At 44.9% G+C, this 19,595-nt stretch carries 19 protein-coding genes; all 19 read left to right on the forward strand.

The genetic code is table 11. From position 1 onward, the window contains the following. Positions 1-524: 524 nt before the first annotated feature. Positions 525-1,406 carry a carbohydrate ABC transporter permease gene (locus A8806_RS21975; protein ID WP_109733321.1) on the forward strand — a complete coding sequence of 294 codons (882 nt, stop codon included), beginning with the start codon at positions 525-527 and terminating at the stop codon, positions 1,404-1,406. A gap of 14 nt (positions 1,407-1,420) precedes the next feature. Further along, positions 1,421-2,257: a carbohydrate ABC transporter permease gene (locus A8806_RS21980; RefSeq protein WP_109733322.1), complete on the forward strand. Its 837-nt coding sequence runs from the start codon at positions 1,421-1,423 to the stop codon at positions 2,255-2,257. A 59-nt stretch (positions 2,258-2,316) separates the two neighbouring features. After that, entirely contained in the window at positions 2,317-3,636 is a 1,320-nt protein-coding gene (locus A8806_RS21985; protein ID WP_109733323.1) for an ABC transporter substrate-binding protein, read from the forward strand. A 77-nt stretch (positions 3,637-3,713) separates the two neighbouring features. Further along, the gene (locus A8806_RS21990; protein WP_109733324.1) at positions 3,714-5,474 is read left to right on the forward strand and encodes a hypothetical protein; all 1,761 of its coding nucleotides are present in this window, start codon (positions 3,714-3,716) and stop codon (positions 5,472-5,474) included. 554 nt (positions 5,475-6,028) lie between these two features. Beyond that, complete coding sequence (locus tag A8806_RS21995) at positions 6,029-6,274, forward strand: hypothetical protein (RefSeq protein WP_109733325.1); 246 nt, start codon at positions 6,029-6,031, stop codon at positions 6,272-6,274. 145 nt (positions 6,275-6,419) lie between these two features. Next, the gene (locus tag A8806_RS22000) at positions 6,420-8,390 is read left to right on the forward strand and encodes a glycosyl hydrolase family 18 protein (RefSeq protein WP_109733326.1); all 1,971 of its coding nucleotides are present in this window, start codon (positions 6,420-6,422) and stop codon (positions 8,388-8,390) included. Positions 8,391-8,451: 61 nt separating this feature from the next. Then, the gene (locus tag A8806_RS22005; protein ID WP_242996227.1) at positions 8,452-9,153 is read left to right on the forward strand and encodes an N-acetylmuramoyl-L-alanine amidase; all 702 of its coding nucleotides are present in this window, start codon (positions 8,452-8,454) and stop codon (positions 9,151-9,153) included. Between the two features lie 86 nt (positions 9,154-9,239). Continuing rightward, positions 9,240-10,766 (forward strand): L-threonylcarbamoyladenylate synthase, encoded by a 1,527-nt coding sequence (locus tag A8806_RS22010; protein WP_109733360.1) that lies wholly within the window; start codon positions 9,240-9,242, stop codon positions 10,764-10,766. Next, the gene (upp, locus tag A8806_RS22015; RefSeq protein WP_109733327.1) at positions 10,766-11,395 is read left to right on the forward strand and encodes a uracil phosphoribosyltransferase; all 630 of its coding nucleotides are present in this window, start codon (positions 10,766-10,768) and stop codon (positions 11,393-11,395) included. The genes A8806_RS22010 and upp overlap by 1 nt, the downstream gene beginning before the upstream one ends. A 20-nt stretch (positions 11,396-11,415) precedes the next feature. Then, complete coding sequence (locus A8806_RS22020; protein ID WP_109733328.1) at positions 11,416-11,904, forward strand: deoxycytidylate deaminase; 489 nt, start codon at positions 11,416-11,418, stop codon at positions 11,902-11,904. 168 nt (positions 11,905-12,072) lie between these two features. Continuing rightward, positions 12,073-12,282, forward strand: a complete 210-nt coding sequence (locus tag A8806_RS22025) for a pro-sigmaK processing inhibitor BofA family protein (RefSeq protein ID WP_109733329.1) — start codon at positions 12,073-12,075, stop codon at positions 12,280-12,282. Between the two features lie 256 nt (positions 12,283-12,538). Further along, a complete protein-coding gene (locus tag A8806_RS22030; RefSeq protein WP_109733330.1) occupies positions 12,539-13,462 on the forward strand; it encodes a P-loop NTPase family protein in 924 nt (307 codons plus the stop codon). Then, a complete protein-coding gene (locus A8806_RS22035; RefSeq protein WP_109733331.1) occupies positions 13,462-14,736 on the forward strand; it encodes a CpaF family protein in 1,275 nt (424 codons plus the stop codon). Before A8806_RS22030 ends, A8806_RS22035 begins: the two co-directional genes overlap by 1 nt. Positions 14,737-14,758: 22 nt before the next feature. Continuing rightward, complete coding sequence (locus A8806_RS22040; protein ID WP_242996228.1) at positions 14,759-15,376, forward strand: type II secretion system F family protein; 618 nt, start codon at positions 14,759-14,761, stop codon at positions 15,374-15,376. A 29-nt stretch (positions 15,377-15,405) separates the two neighbouring features. Next, a complete protein-coding gene (locus A8806_RS22045; protein ID WP_181368823.1) occupies positions 15,406-16,644 on the forward strand; it encodes a type II secretion system F family protein in 1,239 nt (412 codons plus the stop codon). 94 nt (positions 16,645-16,738) lie between these two features. Then, a complete protein-coding gene (locus A8806_RS22050; protein WP_242996229.1) occupies positions 16,739-16,891 on the forward strand; it encodes a Flp1 family type IVb pilin in 153 nt (50 codons plus the stop codon). A 1-nt stretch (position 16,892) separates the two neighbouring features. Continuing rightward, positions 16,893-18,266 carry a DUF5702 domain-containing protein gene (locus A8806_RS22055; RefSeq protein WP_181368824.1) on the forward strand — a complete coding sequence of 458 codons (1,374 nt, stop codon included), beginning with the start codon at positions 16,893-16,895 and terminating at the stop codon, positions 18,264-18,266. 111 nt (positions 18,267-18,377) lie between these two features. Further along, the gene (locus A8806_RS22060) at positions 18,378-19,175 is read left to right on the forward strand and encodes a hypothetical protein (protein WP_109733335.1); all 798 of its coding nucleotides are present in this window, start codon (positions 18,378-18,380) and stop codon (positions 19,173-19,175) included. Beyond that, positions 19,163-19,594 carry a prepilin peptidase gene (locus tag A8806_RS22065; RefSeq protein WP_109733336.1) on the forward strand — a complete coding sequence of 144 codons (432 nt, stop codon included), beginning with the start codon at positions 19,163-19,165 and terminating at the stop codon, positions 19,592-19,594. The genes A8806_RS22060 and A8806_RS22065 overlap by 13 nt, the downstream gene beginning before the upstream one ends. The last annotated feature ends 1 nt before the right edge of the window (position 19,595 follow it).

Consider the following 19,595-nt stretch of genomic DNA (forward strand, 5'->3'; position numbering starts at 1 on the left):
TGTAATATCAAAAAAATATATATCTTCTCACTATTAGTATAAACAAAAACAAAAAATATGTAAAGGAATTTAGAAAGAGTTTATAAAAAAATGCAGTTAAAAAATTTGTATTAAAAATATGAAAAAAGATATTGACATTATCGTTAATATGAACGATAATACAAATATAAGAAAAAGAGAGCGGAAATAAGTTTAAATACGAAAAATATCACAAAAATATAGAAAGAAACAAAATGAATATACGCGTTATTAATAAAAAAATAGCGGATTTAAAAGAAGCAATCTAGGAACGATAATATAATAATCATATAAATTTAATTAGAGAGGAGGAAAAAGTATGAAAAAGAGACTGGCAGGAGGGGGACTGGAGGCCCCGAAGATCATTCAGGAATGCAGAAGGGAAAAAGCCATATCCGGGAAATGCCCAAGTGGCGGTGCAGTAAGTATTTGGCTCTAGTGAGAACAACGTTATGAGAACTTTCAGGCTGCAGGAAATTGGCTGCCATAAAAACTGAGGTGATAATGTGAAAAAGAAAAGAGACGAAAAATCGGGGTATCTGTTTATACTTCCCGCCACGTTGATGCTTCTGGGTGTGAATATCTACCCATTAGTCAGAGGTATCATGCTGGCTTTTACAAACCGCAATTTCTTATACCCTAAAAAAACAAAAATTGTGGGATTAAAAAACTTCATAGAAATTATTTTCCGGGATAAAGAATTCTGGGGAGTTCTGGGATTCACATTTTTCTTTGCAATTGCATCTGTCGTGATTATTTACCTGATTGGACTTTGCATTGCACTGCTGATTAACAGAGAGTTTAAAGGAAAGAATTTTTTCCGGGCACTGTTTCTGCTCCCCTGGGTTATTCCATCCGTAGTTGCGGCAAACTCCTGGATCTGGATGATGAATGACCAGACTGGATTCATTAACACGACACTGATGAAATGGGGCGTTATCAAAGAGCCGATTCTGTTTCTGGCGACGAAACATGCGGCACAGCTATCTGCAATCATGGTAAACGCATGGAAGAGCTTTCCGTTTATGCTGCTGGTTCTTTTAGCGGCGATGCAGAATATAGATCATGGCTTATATGAGTCGGCAAGAATCGACGGTGCAAGCCGATTCCAGTGTTTCCGTTATATTACCATGCCGATGATCAAAGGTATAAGTGTAGTCTCCACAGTCCTGATGATGATCTGGAGCTTCAATAACTTTGAAAATGTATATCTGCTTACAAGAGGCGGCCCGGCGAGAGCGACGATGAATATCTCAATTTATACATATAATCTCGCTTTCTACAGGAATCAATGGGGATATGCGTCAGCAGTAGCCGTAGTTATGATGATCATTATGTTCGCTTTGTCTTATGTATACCGAAGGCTGCTGCGGACACAGGATGATTAAGGGAGGAGAACAGTATGAATAAGTATAAAAAATTAAAAGCGACAGCATTTTATGCAGTACTGCTGCTTATTGGACTTCTGATCAACCTTCCTATTATCAATATGGTTGGCTCAGCATTTAAGAGCAGCAAAGAGATTTTTACGAATAATAATCTCTTCCCACACCACCCGACAGTGGAAAATTTTAAAAACGTACTCGAAAGGACACCATTTTTCCAGTATGTTCTAAACAGCCTGATGGTGGCGATTGTCGTATCCATTATAGTGGCGGTTGTATCGTGCCTCGCGGGATACGCAATCTCAAGGTATGCGAAAAAAATTAAGTTTTTTAAGCATTACTCCAGCCTGTTCCTGATCCTTCAGATGTTCCCGGGCGTCCTTCTTATGATTCCGGTTGTAGTGCTGCTGAGTGACATTGGTTTAGGGGATTCACTGTGGGGGCTGATACTGGTTTATGTCTCTACGAACATTCCGTTTTGTACATGGATGATCAGCGGATTCTTTGACGGAATACCGTCAGAGATTGATGAAGCGGCTAAAATAGACGGCTGTAATGTATTTCAGTCCTTTGCAAAAATAGTGGTTCCGCTTTCCAGCTCAGGAATTGCATCTATTATTATTTTTACATTCATCAACTGCTGGAATGAATATATGCTGGCAAATGTTATCCTGAAGAGTCAGGATTTGAGAACACTGCCGTTGGGCCTGCAGACATTTATTATGCAGTTTGACACAGATTGGAGCTCCCTGATGGCGGCCTCCACAATGACAATTATTCCGGTACTGTTTTTCCTGATATTTATGCAGAAGCATATTGTATCCGGGCTGACGGCCGGGGCGGTAAAGGGCTAGAATCTGATAGTGGGATGCACTATTAAGATAGAAGAAAAGTAGAAAAAGGAGAATGTAAGATGAAAAAGAGAACGAAAAAAATTATGAGCCTCCTTCTTGCAGGAGCAATGGTAGTATCTCTCGCTGGATGTGGAAAATCAGGCGGAAGTGACAGTTCAAAAGACAGTGATTCAAAGGGATCAGGGGTTGCCGAGATTACATTTTGGGATATGCCGTGGGGACCGGCGGAATACCAGAATGTAGCAGAAAAACTGGTGGATCAGTTTAATGAGGAACATAAGGATACAATTAAAGTAAAATATCAGTCGATTCCTTGGGACGGATGCTTTAATGCATTCAATGTTGCTATTGAATCGGGTGCAGATCTTGATGTCAGTACCGGTTCTGCATATCAGCCTCATCAGTTCGCGGAGATGGACGAAATCCTGCCGATGGATGATGTGGTGAAGGCGTTTGAAGAGGAAGGAAAGCTGGATGACTTTGTAGACGGAAGCCTGGATCAGTTCCAGATGGATGGCCAGCAGGTTGCAATGCCCTGGAATATTGACCCGAAGGGAATCTACTATAATAAAGAAATGCTGGATGCGGCAGGTCTTACTGCACCGACTACATGGGATGAATTCTACGACTGCTGTAAGGCGCTGACAAAAGACGGCGTATACGGGCTTGCTCTTGCAGGAAATAACCCGTGGCAGTTAGAAGCCCTGATGTTCGATAACGGCGGAAGCTATATTGATGAAGACAAACAGGCGAACTTTGATACTCCGCAGACAAAAGAAGCGCTGGAATTCCTCAGAAAGCTGAAAGATGTATGCGCACCGGGAAGTGCAGGCTATAAGCGTGATGAGGCGGTGAAGCTTTTTATGCAGGAAAAGGCAGCGTTTATAGTAATGAGCGCGGACTTTAGTGTAGAAATTAAGAACCAGAGTGATGAATTTTATGATAAATGTGAAGTTTTAGAGCCTCTTACCAGCCCGGAAGGAATCCAGAGAGGCATGATGGGAATGAACGGTATTATGGGATACAAGCAGACAAAGCATCCGGAAGAAGTTAAGACATTCATTAAATGGTGGATTGAAAATTCAGATGTGCTTTGGGAAGAAGGACAGATGGGGCCATTCCCGTCCAGAAAATCCCAGATGGAACTTTCCAGTATCGCTGACAACAAATTCAAACAGGTATTTGCAGAATCCATCATTCCTGTAGGTGTTCCGCTGAACTTCCCTCATAAGGGAGCATTCCCGGCAGTCAATGTCATTGAGGGAGAGGAACTCGGAGCAGAGGCAAGCAGTACAGTACTGGGAACCGATACACCGATTGACGAAATTACTTCTACAATCAACGATAAGATTCAGACGATTCTGGAGGCAAACGAGTAAATAAATTCGATGCATATTTAAGACTGGGGGAGTTTCTGATGACCGATTCTTCCCTGGTTTTAAAATAGGAGGATGAAATGAAAGAATTTAAAAATTTTAAGGTGGCAGCATATGTTCATGCGGAATTTCTTCATTTTGCAGATTTGGAACAGATAGAAGCGGGAATCAAGTTTTTTAAGAAATACATTTCCCTGCACAAAGTGTACCTGGAAACACACAGAGGGCTGTATGATATTCCGAATGAGAAAATGGCTCAAATTAAGAAGCTGTTTTTGGAGAATGGAATTGAAGCTTCCGGAGGGATCACCTCAACAATTAAAATAGACGGGCATGAGAAAAACAGTATTTTTGATGTGTTCTGTTTTTCTGATCCAGTATACCGTGAGAAGTATATGGAAATTGTGAAAAATACCGCAGCCCAGTTCGACGAAGTGATTCTGGATGACTTTTTCTTTACGGCATGCCGCTGTGAGATGTGTATCAGGGAAAAGGGAGACAGAACCTGGGCGCAGTTCCGCCTGGATCAGATGGAAGAGATGGCACAGGAGATTGTAAAGCTGGCACATGAGGTCAATCCGAAGTGTAACTTTATCATTAAATATCCAAACTGGTATGAATCCTATCAGGAATGTGGATACAACCCTGGGAAACAGAGATTTATCTTTGATCATATTTATACAGGAACAGAGAGCAGAAATCCGAAATATGACCAGCAGCATTTGCAGAGATATTTAAGCTACAGCTTAATCCGGCTTCTGGAAAATGCGGCGCCCGGGCGTAATGGGGGCGGCTGGATCGATCAGGGTGCTTCCTGGGATAACCTGAATGTCTGGCTGGAACAGGCTGCACTTACCGTATTTGCAGGCGCAAGAGAACTGATGCTGTTTAACTTCAGCGAACTGCTTGAGACGGCAGCACTGCCGCCTTTGGGCCTTTGCATGGAGCGGGTGGACGCTATCCTGGATAAGACCGGAAATCCGACAGGAACAAGCGTATATGAACCCTTCGATGCGGACGGCGAGGATCAGCTGATGAACTACATAGGAATGCTGGGAGGCGCTCTGGAGCCGACCCCGGAATTCAAGAAGGAAGAGCCTGTTATCCTGCTGACAGAGAGTGCAGCGTGTGACTCGGAAATCGTGCAGAAGCTGGAGCGGTATATCGCAGAAGGCGGAAATGCGGTTGTGACGACGGGATTTCTCAGGAAGACATATGACAGAGGAATTAAGGAATTGACATCCGTGCGTCTGACAGGCAGAAGAGTCAAGGGGAGAGAATACTGGATTGATTCTTATTATACGAATCACAAATCCTTCTGCAGTGCGAAGGTCGATATCAGCATAGAGGCACTGGATTATAAGACGAATGCAACCTGGTGTGAGATTGCAATGATTTCAGGGGACTGTAATTTCCCGTTAGTTTTAGATGATTTTTATGGGAACGGACATCTGTTCGTCTTGAATATCCCGGACAATTTCTCTGATCTGTATCATTTGCCGAAGGATATCATCGGAAGTATCCATAAGATGATGGCAAAGAACCATCCTGTATATCTGGAGGCTGAGGCGAAGTATAATCTCTTCTTATATGATAACGCAACCTTTGGTGTTCAGTCATACCGCCCATATCCGGAGGATTTGGAGATTATCTTAAAGGGTGAGGAATATTGCGGAATACGGGATCTGGAAAGCGGCGAAGAGTTTTATCCTTGCGGCGAAAAGATACGCCCGGTTAAACGGTTCGATTCTGCCAAGACAGAAGAAGAACCAGTGGAACATATCATCCGCGTACCATTTATGAATGGATTTTTCCGATTCTATGAGCTGATTAAGAAATAAAAGCAGTATCGGCGGTTCTTTGAAAGTGAATAAATTTTTTGCGGCTTCGGGTACAGTGCCTCCTTAACGGTGGCAGCGTACCCGAAGCCGCAGTTATTTTTGTGAATCAGGGAAATGTACAGACTTTCTTCATCTGGACAGCTCACAATGTGAATAATTCAGACAAAAAAAGTTCTGGCAGGAAAGTTGTCAACAAATGTGGATGGCTTATGAACAAAAAACACATTGAAATGCCTGCAGGCGCTCACTATAATGGCAGTTACAGAAGATAGTATTCCTGGATAAATAAATGTTTATATGAAAGGAGGAGTAAAGTATTTGGTTTTCTTCTATCAGGATATGAAGGAAATCCTGTCTTTTATGTTAATCAATTTAAATTCAGTTGTCTGTTTCAAAGACAAGATCATCAGAAATTCTTAAGAGGAGTTAACTGCAGATTCATGCTATCTTCCATATTGCGCTTTTATCCGGTGGTACGTCACAATGCCTTCGAGAGGTCATACATAAAAAGCGCCTGTAATATTTATCCGAATCGGCAGGGAAAGGAGCAAGCCATGGAGAACGCTGATACAGCTTACAGCTACAAAGAGTTATACACAGAATTGGAGAATTATGAGAAAAATGGAGTATGTATGTTGATGGACGGCAGCAAGGCCAGCCCGATGCAGATAGTGACCGCGCACATGGTCCGTGAGGAAGGCAGCTATATGCGGGACTATATCCTCGATCCCGAAGGATACATAAAATCACTTATCTTTGTAAATATTAATGAAAATAATGAAAATCATTTTGAGAACTAGGCAGAGAATCCCCCCTGCTGCCGGACAGCCGGCACTTACATGAACGAGAATCATACAAAAAATGAACAGTGGGTAAAAAATATGTTATTCAGGTTGAACTACTCCTGTTTCATAAGGTATAATAGGGTCTAATAGGAGGTGCGGCATGGACGAAAGAGAAAGAAGAGCTGCGAATGCCCAGAGGGCGAGACAGCAGAATGCACAGAGAAGACGCCCAGGCAGCAGCGATGCAAGGACGGGGAATCCCCGGCCGGCAGGCGCAGGCCCGAATGGCCCTAGACCAGGCAGCTCAAGAAGCAGCGGACAGAATCCAAGAAAAAGAAGCAGCCGTGCAAGGAGAAGGAGACGCAATCTGATTATAAGGATATTACTTCTTATTGTACTGATTATCATAGTAATAGGTGGATTAATTGTCTGGAAGAAATACGGCTCATCAAAAGAGAAGGCCGATCTGAAACAATATTATGGAATACAAAGTGATGACGATCTGGCTACAGTTGTGAATAATCAGGTAATCGGCGCGCTGGAAGGCGGAACAGCCGGAGGAAAGGTATTTGACGGTGTGCCTTATATTGAATATTCTGTAGTACGCGATTATATCAATGAGCGTTTCTACTGGGATTCCAATGAAAATGTATTGTTATATACATTACCGAGCGGCAGTGTTTCTGTAAGTGTGGGCAGCAAAGAGTACACAGATATTAAAGAAAAGAAAAGTGAAGATTATGTAATACTGAAGGCAGAAGGAAAGACTGCATATATAGCGCTTGCGTTTATCCAGGAATATACGAACATGGACTATCAGATCTATGAGAGTAAGGATAAAGCAGTGCCTGAGAGAGCGGTTATTGAGTGTGACTGGGGTGAACATTCCTATGCTGTGTTAAAGAGAGATACAGAAGTCAGGTATCAGGGCGGAGTTAAGAGTCCGATTCTGACAGAAGTAAAGAAGTCTGACAAGGTAAGGGTACTGGAAGACGAGAATGACTGGATGAAGGTCCGTACTGATGACGGGTTTATTGGATATGTTAAGACAAGCTCGCTAAAGACCTCTGAAAAGGAAGTAACATCCAGAAAGTTTGAGGAACCGGAGTACACGAATATCTCAACAGGCAGTACGATCAACATGGCATGGCATAATGTGGAGAATGACACCGCCAACGGCTATGTACTTGAGACAATCGCAGGTACAAAGGGGCTGACTACAATCGCACCGACATGGTTCAGTATTTCTGACACAGAAGGCAACATATCATCGATTGCCAACTCTGATTATGTAAACTATGCACATCAGTCCAATCTGGATGTATGGGCTGTACTGCGTGATTTTCATGGAGGAATCAACTCCTATGATGAGACATACGAAGTATTGAGTTATACTTCAAAAAGGGAGAATCTGATCAACCAGGTTATTGCGGCGGCGCTGCAGTCACAGGTTGACGGGATCAATCTCGATTTCGAACTGATCTCGGAAGAGTGTGGAGAGCATTATATACAGTTTGTAAGAGAGCTGTCTGTAAAGTGCAGACAGAATGACCTCGTATTTTCTGTGAATGATTATGTTCCAATGCCGTATAATGAGCATTACCATTTGAAGGAACAGGGAATTGTAGCGGATTATGTGATCATCATGGGATATGATGAGCACACAGACGGCTCTTATGAGGCAGGTTCCGTGGCGTCTTATAATTATGTAAAAGATGGCATTGAGAACGCTCTGAAACTGGTTCCGAATACAAAACTCGTGAATGCAATCCCGTTCTATACAAGACTCTGGCTGGAGACACCAAAGACAGCCTCAGAACTGGAGGAAGAAGCGGGAACCGAGGCCGCAGACTATCCGAATAAGGTGAGCAGCACGGCGTTGGGAATGGAAGAGGCAGAGGATATGGTTAAATCTGCCGGTGCAGAGACCACATGGGATGACAAGGCAAAGCAGAATTACGCTGAATGGGAGACTGACGGCGGAACCTACAAGATCTGGCTGGAGGACAGCAAGTCCATTGAGGAAAAGCTGAAGCTCATCAAAGAGAATAATCTTGCAGGAGTTGCCGAATGGCGTCTTGGCTGGGAAAAATCAAATATCTGGGATTTGATTCTTCAATATGTAAATTAGGAAAGAAACATCTCTTTTCCGCATATATTTAGAAATAATATATGGGAAAGGGGATGTTTTTTTGCGCCGGAAATTAGGATTACTGGCACTTATACTGCTGCTCGGGTGTGCAGTGGCAGGCAGCCAGAAGGCGGGGGAATATCTGTATCAGAATTACATGGCGGATGAAAGTGTGCAGACAGCAGCCCAGGCGAAGGCAGAAGGAAAGCAGGTTATCGCTATTGATGCCGGCCATGGTGGAAAAGATCCGGGGAAAGTGGGGATAAATCAGGCATTAGAAAAAGATTTGAACCTGGAGATTGCGAAAAAGGTAAAATCAAATCTGGAGAAACAGGGGTTTGCGGTAGTCATGACCCGTGAAGATGCAGAAGGGCTTGCAGATTCAAAGGCAGAGGACATGAAAGCACGTGTCTCAATTATTAACAAAGCGAAGCCGTCACTGGCTGTCAGTATCCACCAGAACAGTTATCCCGAAGAAAGTATACATGGAGCGCAGGTGTTTTATTATACCCACTCTAAGGAAGGGGAAAACGCTGCGAAGATTATGCAGCAGGCACTGCTAACGGCAGATCCGGACAATAAGAGACAGGCGAAAGCAAATGATACATACTATATGCTGAAGAAAACGGAGGTACCGGTTATCATTGTAGAATGCGGATTTCTGAGTAATTCACAGGAAGCGGAAAAACTTGGAAGTGATGAATACCAGAATGCACTGGCAGAGGCTATTTCTGAGGGGATAAAGGATTGCCTGCCCAAATAAGTGAACAGTAATGTGGATAAGTCTGTAGAAAGCCTGTTCATAAATTTCTGTTTTTTTTTACTATGAATGATGGTATAATGGACCCTATGAAAACAATAATAAAAAAAGTAGATCCTAATCAGATAGACGAAAAAGTGATATTAGAAGCAGGTAACATTCTGAAACAGGGCGGTCTTGTTGCATTTCCTACGGAAACGGTCTATGGACTGGGAGCGAATGCCTTGGATGAGGAGGCGGCAAAGAAGACTTATGCAGCAAAGGGACGTCCTTCAGATAATCCATTGATTGTACACATTGCAGATATGCAGGCTCTGGAAGAGATTGCGGTCAATATACCTCCGGAGACGGAAGAACTGGCCTTTCATTTTTGGCCTGGGCCGCTTACGATGATATTTGAAAAGAGTGGGCAGGTTCCCTATGGCACCACTGGCGGACTGGATACGGTCGCGGTCAGGATGCCGAGCGATGTGATTGCCCGGGAGCTGATTCTGGCAGCAGGTGGTTTTGTTTCTGCGCCCAGCGCTAACACATCGGGACGGCCGAGCCCTACAACTGCGCAGCACGTGCAGGAAGACCTGGACGGCAAGATTGAGATGATTCTGGACGGGGGAAGCGTGGATATCGGTCTGGAATCTACGATTCTGGATATGACAGTCACACCTCCTATGATACTGCGCCCGGGTGCCGTTACTGTGGATATGCTGGAGAAAGTGATCGGCCCGGTCAGCGTGGATGAGACCATCCTTGGAAGTGAGAGCGATCAGGCCCCAAAAGCGCCGGGAATGAAATACCGCCACTATGCTCCAAAAGCAAAGCTTACGATTGTGGAGGGTACACTCAGGGAAGAAGTGCTCGCTATCCGCCAGCTGGCCTACGCGGCTTTCCGTGAAGGGAAGAAAATTGGAATCATCGCAACGAATGAGACTGAAATTTTTTATACACATGGGCTTGTGAAAAACATAGGTTCCAGAGAGAATGATAAGACGATTGCGAGGAATCTTTATGCCGTTCTACGCGAGTTTGATGAAGAAGATGTCTCAGAGATTTACAGCGAGTCTTTTGCTGTTCAGGGGATTGGCAATGCCATCATGAACAGGCTGGAAAAGGCAGCAGGGCATGTCAGGATTTTTGCTGCGCCGATTGTAAAGCAGCAGAAATACAGGAGAATTATTTTTTTAAGCAATACAGATACAAGCAGGGGGCCTATGGCGGCCGGGCTGTTAAAGCATCAGGATTTAAATCAGGAGTATACGATTGATTCCCGTGGCCTTGTCGTGCTCTTTCCCGAGCCTGCAAATCAAAAGGCGGAGGCAATTATGAAGAGCGGCCAGATGACTCTGGAGGGACATTCTTCCATTGCACTTTCGGCGGATGACCTACAGGAAGATACACTGATCCTTACGATGGAAGACAGCCAGAAGTGGAAAGTAGTTTCAGAGTATGAAAATATTAAAAATGTCTATACTCTAAATGAGTTCACAGAGGACAATACAGAAATACCGAACCCGTATGGGCAGCCATTGACTGCATACGGGGAATGTTATGAGATTATCACGAAGCTGATAGAAAAGTTAACAAATAAATTAAATACATTTACACAAGGAGGAGAATGATGTCAAAAGTACACATTATGGATCATCCATTGATTCAGCACAAAATCAGCTACATCCGCAGAGAAGAGGTAGGGACAAAGGAATTCCGCGAGGTTGTCGGTGAGATTGCCTGCCTGATGTGCTATGAGGCAACACGTGACCTGAAGCTTGGGGATGTAAAGATTAAGACACCAATCTGCGAGACAATCGGAAAAGAACTTGCCGGGAAGAAACTGGCCGTTGTGCCGATTTTAAGGGCCGGACTGGGAATGGTGGATGGAATGCTGACTCTGATACCCGCTGCAAAAGTAGGACATATCGGGCTTTACCGTGACCCAGAGACTTTTGAGCCTGTGGAGTATTACTGCAAGCTGCCGGCAGACTGTGATGAAAGACAGGTATTCGTTGTAGATCCTATGCTGGCTACAGGAGGATCAAGCACCGCAGCGATCCAGATGCTGAAGGACAAGGGTGTAAAAAGAATCCGCTTTATGTGCATAATTGCTGCTCCGGAAGGGGTTAAGCGTATGCAGGAGGCACATCCGGATGTTGATATCTATATAGGTGCACTGGATGAACGCCTGAACGAACATAAATATATAGTACCCGGTCTTGGAGATGCAGGAGACCGCATTTTCGGAACGAAATAAATTGAAAGGAGCGATTGGACATGTCAGACAAAAGAGAGGACTATTTGTCCTGGGATGAATATTTCATGGGAGTGGCAATGCTCTCCGGCATGCGTTCCAAAGATCCGAATACTCAGGTAGGATGCTGTATCGTCAGTCAGGACAACAAGATATTATCAATGGGATATAACGGTTTTCCGATCGGCTGTTCAGACGATGAGTTTCCTTGGGCAAGAGAAGGGGATGACCCGCTTGAGACGAAGTATGTTTACTCCACGCACAGCGAGCTGAACGCAATTCTAAACTATAACGGCGGCAGCCTGTCCGGGGCGAAGCTGTATGTTTCCCTGTTCCCCTGCAATGAGTGTGCAAAGGCGATCATTCAGTCTGGGATCAAGGAAGTTATATATGACTGCGACAAATATGCAGACACTGCGGGGGTTATGGCCTCGAAAAGAATGATGGATGCAGCAGGGGTCCGCTATCATCAGTACCACAGGACAAACCGCGAAGTGACAATCAAATTATAAGTAAACGAAACAAGAATTAAAGTGGCAGGTTCCGGGGGCGGAGCCTGTCTTTTTTTGACTTCAAAGGGGTCAGACCCCTTTGAAGCTGGTTGTTAAGAAATTAACGGAATAAATGGAGAACATCCGGAATAAGATATCATATATGCAAGTGGCGGAGGATTTGTGATTATGGAAAATAAACTGGCATCTGCGGTGGTTAATTTTATTGTCAGGGCGATTCTTGGTATGGGACTGATTTTCTTCATCAATCAGTATCTTCTGCCGGGAGATAACACATTAAATGTCGGTTTGAATGCAGTGTCCTTTTTGACAACCGGAAGCCTTGGTATTCCGGGCGTCTGCCTGCTTTACGGGATTTTGTTCTATCAAAATTTGTAAGGTTTTCACAAAAACAAACTAATTTAGAAATGGGTCTGGACTTTTAGAAAAACTGTGTTTATAATACGATTCACACAGCAGTTATTCGAGCTGCTGTCACATTCGAACACGGAATCTCCGTGACGAATATATCTTTGGTTAGATTAGCAGGGAAATCTGACCATCACGATCGAGTCAGGCTGCATGAATCGCAGCAGTAAATTCAATTAATTGATGAACAGAGATAACACATTGAAAACAGAACAGGAGGGATACGTTGCACCCGAAGAATTTTGTGATTTGTGATGTGGAGAAAGAGTATGCCAGAAACCTTATGCAGGCAATCAGTGCACGTAAGGAACTGGGATTTCAGATGCATCTGTTTCAGAATCTGGAACATCTTGAGGCATTTTCGAAGAAAAAGGAAATCCACATCCTGCTGCTGGGGGAAGACTACCCGGCCGGTAAAAGAAAAGAGATCTCTGCAAATGTACGCTATGTACTTGTGAAAGGGGAAGAGAAAGGGCTCCTGCCTGATGAAAAAGGGATATACAAGTATCAGTCCGCGGACATGATACTAACCAGAATTCTGGAAGATTCGATGGACGGCGGGGAGTTGCTGCGGCACAAGGAAGGACGGGGCGGGCAGCTGATTGGAATTTATTCGCCTGTACACAGGATAGGCAAGACCAGGTTTGCACTGGAACTGGGAAAGGAACTTTCAAAAGAAGGGCCTGTACTGTATCTGAATCTGGAGGAATATTCCGGAATGGATTATTATTTCCCGCAGAATACGGGACAGAATCTGGGGGACCTGCTTTATTATATCCGTCAGGATAAAGGAAATCTGGGACTGAGGATTAGTGCAATGGCAGGGCAGACAGGCGGGCTGGACTATGTGGCGCCCATACCTGTCATTCAGGATTTAAGGGCAGTCGGGGAAGAGGAGTGGCTGCGGCTGTTTGAAGAGATATTCTCAAACTGTATGTATAAACATGTGATTCTGGACCTTGGTGACGGAATCAGAGGGCTGTACCCGATATTGAGGGCATGCAGGACGGTATATACGCTATATACAGATGATCCCGTATCGCAGGCAAAGCTCAGACAGTATTCTGAAAACCTGCGGGTAACCGGATTTGAAGATGTACTGGAGCATACGGTACAGAAAAAAGTGCAGGTAAAGGCAGGTGATCTTTAATGGACCGGCTGGAGCAGATGTACGACAGGGTCCTTCAGAAGATGGACATGGGGCATGAGATGGAAGACGGAGAACTGTTGGAACTCATACATACTGTACTGAATGAGTCCGGGGAGGAAGAATATATTCCCCTTCAGGAGAAAATCCATTTAAGCAGGGAGTTATTCAATGCGTTCCGAAAGCTCGATATCCTGCAGGAACTAATAGAGGATGAGGAAATTACGGAAATTATGATCAATGGAACAGATAATATATTTCTGGAGAAGAACGGCCGTCTGTTCCAATCGGACAAGCGCTTTGTATCCGGTAATAAACTGGAAGATGTTATCCAGCAGATTGTTGCAGGGACGAACCGGTATGTGAATGAGGCATCGCCGATTGCAGACGCCAGGCTGGAAGACGGGTCTCGTGTAAATGTGGTTCTTAAGCCGGTAGCATTGAATGGCCCTATCATGACGATACGTAAATTCCCGAAGGAAAAGGTAACATTTGATCAGTTGATTTCATGGGGAAGCATCACGGATGAAGTGGTGGAATTTTTGAAAATGCTTGTGGGTGCCAGATATAACATTTTTGTGAGTGGAGGAACCGGGTCAGGAAAAACGACATTCCTGAATGCTATGTCAGACTACCTTCCTAAGGACGAAAGAATTATAACGATTGAAGACAATGCCGAACTGCAGATAAAGGGGGTTCCTAATCTGGTAAGGCTGGAGGCGAGGAATGCGAATCTGGAGGGGGAGGGATCTGTTACGATCCGTGACCTGATCAGGTCGGCACTGCGCATGAGGCCGGACCGGATTATCGTAGGGGAGGTCCGCGGGGACGAGACGGTGGATATGATTTCATCCATGCTCAACGGACACAGCGGCTCAATGTCGACCGGACATGCCAACAACCCGACCGATATGCTGCACCGTCTTGAGACAATGATGATGATGGGGATTGATATGCCCCTGCCGGCCATACAAAGGCAGGTTGCATCCGCTATTGATATTATCATCCATTTAGGCAGGCTGAGGGATAAGAGCAGAAAAGTTTTGGAGATTGCCGAGGTTCTCGGTTTTGAAGATGGCATGATACGAATCCACACATTGTATGAATTCAGGGAGGAGGGTATGGAAAATGGGAAAATTAAAGGCAGGCTTATGAAGGTGGAAGAACTCGTTCATTCTGAAAAGCTTCTGGCAGCAGGATATCAGCGGGAAGGAATACCTGCTGGCACTGATGAGGGGGCTCCTGCTAACGGGAATAGCGGGATATCTGTTTTATAACTCGTGGCTTTCAGTCATTCTTATGATTCCCGGGACTGCCCTGTATCTTAAGAACTGGCAGAGGGAGCAGTTCCATAAGAAGGAGCTGGAGTTTAGGGAACAGTTCAGGACAGGGATTCAGACGATGGCATCTGCAATGAATGTGGGGTATTCTGTAGAGAATGCAATCAGGGAGGCTTCAAGGGATATGAAAGCGCTGTTCCACAAGAGATGCAGGATACAGAAGGAATTTGACCGCATGATATACCAGATGGACATGAACAGGACCGCCGAACAGGTGATGACGGAATTCGCGGAGAGGGTAAATCAGGAAGACGTTACCAGCTTTACAACGGTATTTGTGACAGCAAAAAGAACGGGCGGGGATAGTATTACGATTATGAGGGATACGGTACGAGATATCAGTGGGAAGATCGAGGTAGAGAAGGAAATACAGACCCTTCTGGCAGCCAGAAAGCTGGAATTTAAAGTAATGTGTATCATACCGGCCGGAATCATCCTGTATATGAGGATTGCTTTTCCTGAATTCATGAATGTTTTGTATGGGAATGTGCTGGGGGTGGTTCTGATGAGCATTTGCATGGGGATATATATTGCGGCTTACCGTATTGGCCAGAAAATAGTGGATATTGAGGTTTAGGAAAAAGACAGGAGAGCAGGAGGAATGGCATGGCAAGGGTAAAATGGAATTCGGTATATGGAAGAATGGGAATGGTATTCCTGTCAGCGAGTGTTCTTTCACTTCTTGTATATGTGGCCGACCATAGCCGGGCCCCGGAAAAAAACAAGTCCGGAAAAAGTATTCTGGAACGGGAAGACCCGGGGGAGGGAAAGCAGGATATTGATCTGGAAGTCAGGATTGGCGGGGATAAGGAATCTCTGACTGTGACTGTGGGGGAACAGCAATATAGCAAAGACAAGCTTCCGGAAGTGTTTGATCAAGCCGGTAAGAAGCTGGAGGAACTGGTGCTTGGAGAGAATACCACTCTGGATGAGGTCAGGGGAGACCTGAACCTGATTGAGCGCATTCCCGATACGGGAATAGAGGTCTCATGGGAACTTGATAATTATGAAGTTATGAATCTCATGGGAGAATTGAATGAGGACAATCTGCGTGAGGAGGGGACTCTGGTGGGGCTGAGGGCCCTGCTGTCCTATGAAGGAGAGGAAGCCGTACATTCCTTCTGTGCGAAAGTATTTCCTCCTGCTATCAGTGCAGAAGAAAAACGGGTCAGGGAATTAGCACAACAGATTCAGAAAGAGGAGGCTGATAGCAGAGAGAAGGCATATCTGACTCTGCCTGATGAGTTGGACGGGAAAAGGCTTTCGTGGAAATACACGGGTGATTCCCGCGCGGCAGGACTTTTTGTATTAGGGATTGCCGCATCCGGGGCTGTATTTGCCCTTGATAAAGAGAAAAAGAAGCAGCAGATGGAGGCGCGGAACCGACAGTTGACAGTAGATTATCCGCAGCTGATCAGTCAGTTTACACTGTTTCTGGCAGCTGGCATGACAGCAAGGAAAGCATGGTTCCAGATTGCACGGGAATATGAAAGAATAAAGCCACACAAAGGAACCAGGCCGGCTTATGAGGAAATGGTATATGCTATGCATGAAATTCAGGGAGGAATACCGGAGGGGGAGTGCTATGAAAGATTCGGCGGCAGATGCGGCCTGCCGGCCTATCGCAAGTTTGGGGCAATGCTTTCCCAGAATTTGAGGAAGGGAACGAAGGGCCTGACAGATCTGCTGAAAAAAGAGGCCAGGGAAGCATTTGAGGACCGTAAAAATGAGGCAAGAAGGCTGGGGGAAGAGGCGGGAACAAAATTGCTGGGCCCCATGTTTATGATGCTGGCAGTTGTCCTGCTGATCATCGTGGTACCGGCATTTCTGACTGTACAGATTTAGAGAAGTAAGATGATAAATGACTGGAGGATTATGTATGAAGGAATTTATGAATAAAGTAACTGGTAAAATCAGGCGGAAATGGCTGCATATTAGAATGGTTATAGAAGATAACTCGGGATTGTCAGTTGTGGAAATGATTCTGATTCTGGTCGTAATCATAGCACTCGTGCTGATATTTAAAAACCAGCTGATCAGCCTGGTGAATTCTATCTTCGATAAGATTACAAGTGAAAGCGCGGGGATTTAAATTGAAAAAAGGAGAAGTAACGGCATTTCTGAGCCTGATCTTTATTCTTATAATTTCGTTTATATCGGCTATGATTGAGAGTACTGTGATACAGACGGAAAAGAATCAGAAACGGCTCGATGTGGACCGGGCTGTATTTTCTATATTTGGTGAGTATCAGAAGCAGCTTCTGGAGGAGTATGAAGTACTGGCGATTGACATAAGTTACGGAACTGCATCGTACCGTGAAGAAAATCTTCTGGACCGCATGAGATATTACGGTTCGGTGGGAATCGAGCATGATATTCAGGGGATTCAGTATCTGTCAGATAAAAACGGAAATGCGTTTCGTGAACAAGTGCTTGATTATATGGAGGATACATACGGAATCTCTATCATACGAGACTTAGCGGGTATGACAGGGCAGTGGCAGGAACAGGAACTGAATGGTGAAGAACTGGGGCGTCAGGATTCAGAATGGAATACACAGCTGGAAGAAACCCTTGAGGAAAACGAGAGTATGCTGCCGGCCGAAGAAAACCCTCTGCCCAATGTAGAGAGCCTGAAGCAGTCCAGCCTCCTTCAGCTTATCCTTCCACGGGAATACCAGCTTTCGGGCAGGCAGATCAACCTGTCAGAGCAGCCGGGAGCCAGAACGTTAAGGAAGGGAAAAGGTAGTTTTTATATGAGACAGGACTTGAATGGGATTGAGGAACGTCTCCTGTTTCACGAATATCTGCTGAAAAAATTCAGTAATGCCGTGGAGACAAAAGGGGAGAATCGTAGTTTGTCTTATGAGATTGAATACATGATAGGGGGTAAGGGCTCCGATTCAGAAAATCTGGAAGCAGTAGCAAAGAAACTGCTTGCGATACGCTTCGGTATGAATTACCTGTACCTGCAGACAGATACAGAGAAGCAGGCAGAAGTGGAGGCACTGGCGCTCACCTTGTCTACGCTGGCAGCCCTGCCGGCCGTAGCAGGAATCGTGAAACAGGTGCTGCTGGCGGCCTGGGCATTCGGTGAAAGTGTCATGGATTTAAGGTCAATGATGTCCGGCAGGAAGGCTGCACTTGTCAAAAACAGCGGAAACTGGCAGCTTTCCCTTTCTTCCCTGATGACACTCGGGACAGGAGAAGATACACAGGAAGGAATGGACGCAGAAGATGGACTTTCCTATACGGATTATCTCAGGATTCTTTTATTTTTACAAAATGAAGATACATTAACAATGAAAGCGCTGGACAGAGTAGAGCAGAATATAAGGTTGGAAAAGAATATAACAAATTTTTGTATTGATTCCTGTGTTGTAAAGCTTAAGCTCCAGAATAAAGCAATCATACGCGAAGGTCTGGAATATCAGTTCCCGGTATATTTTGGTTACGAGACAGCCTGAGACGCTATTTGAACCCAATGCAGATGCCCTTTCTTCTTAAGCCTGCTGGCCCATCCCTGCCATAAGGAATAAAGATAAAAAATAAAAAAATAAAGAAAGGAAAAGACTGCGATGACACAATCATTCTATAGCCCGACAAGATCAATCAAAGAAAGGGCATCTGTATTGGGTTCAAAGGCAAGCGTGACAGTGGAGGCGGCGTTAGCCATCCCTATTTTTCTATTTGCTGTCCTGAGTTTTATTTATCTGTTTGAGATACAGTCCATCAGGACAAGCATCCGTTTCGCCGCCCAGAGCGCGGCGAAAACCGCGGCTGAGGATGTCGTGACACTGCCGGCTGTCAATGTCATGAAATTAAAAAGTGATATTGTGAAGAATATAGGTTCAGAAAGAATCGAGAGGAGTATTCTGGATGGAGGGAGCTCCGGCATCCGGTGCAGTAAAACATATATGTCCATACTAACGGGCGAGATTTATGTAACGGTTGAATATGCTGTACGGCTCCCTGTTCCGAGATTTACAAATCTGACGGCAAAGTTCAAAGAGAGCATGAGGGTCAAGGGCTGGAATGGCTATACATCACGAAATGGGGACTCCGATGGGAACCAGATTGTCTATATCACAGACACCGGACTGGTGTACCACGAGGATTATAGCTGTACCTATCTTCAATTGTCGGTCCGGTTTGTTTCTTTCTCTGAGCTTTCAGGAATTCGCAATGAGGACGGGGGACGATACCACAAATGTGAGAAGTGTGTTCACGGAGATACGATGGCAGGTGTATATATCACAAAGTCAGGTGGGAAATACCATAATTCACTAAACTGCAGCGGACTAAAGAGAACAGTCCGTGCAGTCAAAAAATCAGAGGCAGGAGTGTTAGGAGGATGCAGCAGATGTTCGAAATAGGTCAGGCATGGTGCGGTATATATTTATGTTTATTATCTGTAATTGATATCTGGATAAAAAGGGTTCCGGTCTGTCTGCTTGCAGCAGGCGGCATTGCAGCGGGAATGTATCAGGCATACCAGCGGGACATGCCGCTGCTTATCGTTCTTGGAGGCGCGGCAGCAGGTGTGGTGTTCCTTGCAGTCAGCAGAGTGACAGAAGAGGGATTCGGGTATGGCGACAGCCTGCTGATTTTGGTGTTGGGAATTTATCTTGGCTTCTGGAATCTGCTGGGAGTCTTGTTTGGTGCGTTTCTATTATCTGCCCTGTTTGCAGTATTCGCGCTGGTTCTTCATAAGTTTGACAGGAGTACAGGATATCCGTTTGTACCGTTTCTTCTAATATCCTATACGATATGGATCTGTATAGGAGGAATCTGAT

It is taken from the genome of Faecalicatena orotica (assembly GCF_003149245.1).
Classification (GTDB): Bacteria; Bacillota; Clostridia; order Lachnospirales; family Lachnospiraceae; genus Faecalicatena_A; species Faecalicatena_A orotica.